General features: G+C 41.4%; 4 protein-coding genes. All 4 read left to right on the top strand.

What is annotated here, in order from left to right; all coding sequences use genetic code 11:
- Positions 1–630, top strand: a 630-nt coding sequence (locus tag AC52RT_RS10330) for an aminotransferase class V-fold PLP-dependent enzyme (protein ID WP_495540668.1), incomplete at its 5' end; no start/stop codon positions are given.
- 22 nt (positions 631–652) lie between these two features.
- On the top strand, positions 653–2,041 hold the full coding sequence (locus AC52RT_RS10335) for an amino acid permease (protein WP_495540669.1): 1,389 nt from the start codon (positions 653–655) through the stop codon (positions 2,039–2,041).
- Positions 2,042–2,057: 16 nt separating this feature from the next.
- Positions 2,058–2,897 (top strand): tryptophan 2,3-dioxygenase, encoded by an 840-nt coding sequence (gene kynA, locus AC52RT_RS10340; RefSeq protein WP_495540671.1) that lies wholly within the window; start codon positions 2,058–2,060, stop codon positions 2,895–2,897.
- Between the two features lie 15 nt (positions 2,898–2,912).
- Complete coding sequence (gene kynB, locus AC52RT_RS10345) at positions 2,913–3,542, top strand: arylformamidase (RefSeq protein WP_495540670.1); 630 nt, start codon at positions 2,913–2,915, stop codon at positions 3,540–3,542.
- Positions 3,543–3,871 lie beyond the last annotated feature (329 nt).

Genomic DNA, 3,871 nt, shown 5'->3' on the forward strand with positions numbered 1-3,871 from the left:
GCCGTCCCTCATTATTTTGATGAATGGGATGTTGATTTTTCGTTTTGGTGCAATTACAAGCATCTGAATGCTGGGCCGGGCAGTGTTGCAGGATTATATGTCAACAAGAGGCATGTTGGGGTTTTACCTGGCCTTACAGGATGGTTTGGATCAAAGAAGGACAAACAATTTGATATGGAGTACACCTTTTCACCAGTCCAAGGTGCCGGGGCGTTTCAGATAGGGACACCGCATATCTTAAGTATGACGCCTTTAATGGGATCACTTGAACTGTTTGCTGAAGCAGGAATAGAGAGAATTCGTGAGAAATCGTTAATCTGTACACAGTATTTTAGTGATTTAATAGAATCTGAGTTAGCTGGACTCGGATTTGAAATCGGTCATCCACGTGAAGATAAGCAAAGAGGGGGGCATATCTGCTTGGAACACCTCGAGGCGGCGAGAATCTGTAAATGCCTGAAAGAAGAAAAAATCATCCCCGATTACCGAGAACCTAATATTATTCGGCTGGCACCTGTTGCTCTTTATAATACGTATCTGGAAGTATGGGAAACGGTTCAAGCTTTGAAAAGAATTGTAAAAGACAAGCAATATGAAAAATTTGAAAATAAGCGTGAAGTGATCGCTTAGGGATTAGAAAAGGTGATGAAAGATGGTTAAAAACCAAGGCGGTTCACTTAAACGTGAACTAAAAACAAATCAATTAACGATGATTGCGATGGGCTGTGCAATTGGAACGGGATTATTTCTCGGCAGCGGACTGGCTATATCAACCGCTGGACCAAGTGTGCTCATTAGCTATGCATTAGGTGCTTTTATTGTATTGCTTCTGATGGGATGCTTAGCTGAAATGACAGTTGCCTATCCGACGTCTGGATCGTTTGGAACCATTGCTGAGAAATATATCAGCCCCATGGCTGGTTTTCTGGTTCGTTATTCGTATTGGATTGCGAATGTTTTAGCGGTAGGCGTGGAAGTCAGTGCGATTGCGGTATATATGAAATATTGGTTCCCAACGGTTCCTGGAGTCGTCTGGATTGTGCTGTTTGCAGCTATTCTTATTTATGTAAATGTCACTAGTGTTAATACGTTTGCTTCATTTGAATATTGGTTTTCTATGATTAAAATAAGTGCAATTGTTTTGTTTGTTTTATTAGGTGCGTATGTACTGCTTGGAACAGATTCTCCATCTACAGGGTTCAGTAATTATGTGAATGATGGAGGCTTCATGCCATTTGGTGTGTGGGGATTATGGGTGGCGGTCTTTATCTCGTTATTCAGTTTCCTTGGTACGGAGATGATTGCGGTCACAGCCGGTGAGGCAAAAGATCCGGATGTCGCCGTTCCAAAGGCACTGAAAGCGACTGTTTTCCGCTTATCGACTTTTTATGTTCTTACGATTGGTATTATGCTGCTGATTGTACCTTGGCAGTCAGCCGGGATTGAAGTAAGTCCGTTTGTGAAGGTAATGGAAATATTGAATATTCCCGGAGCATCGGGCGTTATGAATTTTATTATCTTAACAGCGGCTCTTTCAGCAATGAACAGTCAGCTTTATGCATCCACTCGAATGGTTTTCGCACTTGCACAGGAAAAACAAGCACCGTCTTGGTTTAATCAGGTGAATAGAAAAGGGGTGCCATCTAGAGCTGTCGCTGTTTCTACTTTAGGTGTCATTCTAGCCGCTCTCGTTAAGGTGCTGTCACCTGATACTTCTTATGCATTCATGATGGGGATTTCTATGTTTGGAGCCATTTTTACTTGGTTTATGATCTTTGTTTCCCATTTGTATTTTCGAAAAAACTGGGATAAAAAAGGCGGCAGGCAGTTGCCGGTTCGGATGATTGGTTTTCCTTATTTAACAATCTTAGGCGGCTTATTGCTGGCAGCCTTAATGATTTCGACTTGGTTCACAACGTCATTTAAAATTGTGCTTCAATTCGGAGTACCATGGCTGATTTTCCTGTGTATTACGTTTAAGATAATGAACTGGACAAAGAAATTATCGCCAACCGACACGAAAAATAAACGAGTGAGCTGACTCACTAGGGGGCAATATCGTGAACCAAGATGAAAAGAAATTAGATTCAGGCATTCGGACTGATTTTAAAAAAGAGATGTCATATGGTGATTACTTGCATTTGGATAGCATTCTCTCAAGTCAGCATAGACTGTCTGATCATCACGATGAAATGCTATTTATCATTATCCATCAAACAAGTGAATTATGGATGAAGTTAATTCTCCATGAATTAAAAACCGCAATTGACAGCATTCAAAAAGATAATTTAGAGCCTTCTTTTAAAATGCTGTCACGGGTTTCGCGAATTCAGCAGCAGCTCATTCAATCATGGAGTGTCTTAGCAACCTTGACGCCTGCTGAATACATGGAATTTCGGGATAAGCTCGGGTCTAGCTCAGGGTTTCAATCACATCAAAATCGGCTAATTGAATTTGCCCTTGGTCAAAAGAATCCTCAACTGCTAGCGGTATTCCGTCATCAAACGGAACTCGCTGCGAGTATGGAGAGAGCACTTGAAGCGCCTAGTATCTATGATGCAGCCATTACGGCACTGGCTGCTAGAGGTCTGCCGATTGATCAAAGCGTGCTGGATCGAGATTATTCACAGACTTATGAAGCGAATGAAAGCGTTGAAAAGGCTTGGCTGATGGTTTATCAAGACGTTGAACAATATTGGGACTTATATGAGCTGGCAGAAAAACTGATCGATATTGGCAGCCAACAGCAATCCTGGCGATTTAATCATATGACGACAGTGGAAAGAATTATCGGCCATAAAATGGGAACTGGCGGTTCAGCAGGGGTTTCTTATTTAAAACGAGTGATTGATCAGCAGTTTTTCCCTGAATTATGGACACTGAGAACCAAATTATAAAGGAGGAAATGTATAATGTCAGAGTGGATTGATATTTCTCAAGCGTTAAATTCCCAAACTGTAGAGTGGCCGGGTGATACCAAATTTGCCTATAATCTTAGTTGTACAAAGGCCGAAAGCGGCTCAGTAAATGTCGGACAATTTATTATGAGTACTCATTTTGGTACGCATATCGATGCACCTTTTCACTTTGATGACCACGGCAAAAAAGTTCATGAGCTAGATTTAGATATTTATATCGGTCCTGCCTTACTCATTGAATGGAATGGAAGTGGTACACTTAAAGCATCCGACTTTAAAGAGGTCGAATTTGGAGAGGCATCTAGGGTGCTGATTCGAACGAATAGCTGGACAGATCGTTCCGTATTTCCTCAATCAATTCCGACAATTGATCTTGGATTGCCAAAATTCTTGGCAGAAAAGGGGGTTCGTTTAATGGGCTTAGATTTGCCAACAGTTGATCAATTAGACAGTAAAGACCTCCCATCTCATCATGAACTGGCGAAAAACGGAATTCACATTTTAGAAGGTCTTGTTCTGGAGAACATCGAACTCGGCTGGTACGAGTTATCGGCACTCCCGCTATCATTAACAGGGGCTGATGGGAGTCCAGTCCGAGCCGTGATTCGGAAACTAATAAAATAAACATTAAAACCCAATGAAGCTTGTATTCATTGGGTTTTAATTCAGATTAAGTATTGCAATAATAATCTCGTTAGAATATACACTTACAGCTAAGCGATGGATGCTGAGTGAGAAAAACATATCAATTTATCCTTTAAACGAAGGCGCAAATAAAAATATAAAAAAGAAGGTTGTATCTCCAAGGGCTAGGTGTTATACTAACATAGCGATGAGCTAATTTGCGTAAGACGCGAGACACTAAGCTTCGGCTTAACGTAGGGATGTGGCCCAAGGGTCTTTGGCCGCAAAGGCATCAGACGCCTGCATTTATGCAGGCGTCTTTCTTTTTG

The organism is Peribacillus sp., assembly GCF_059453735.1.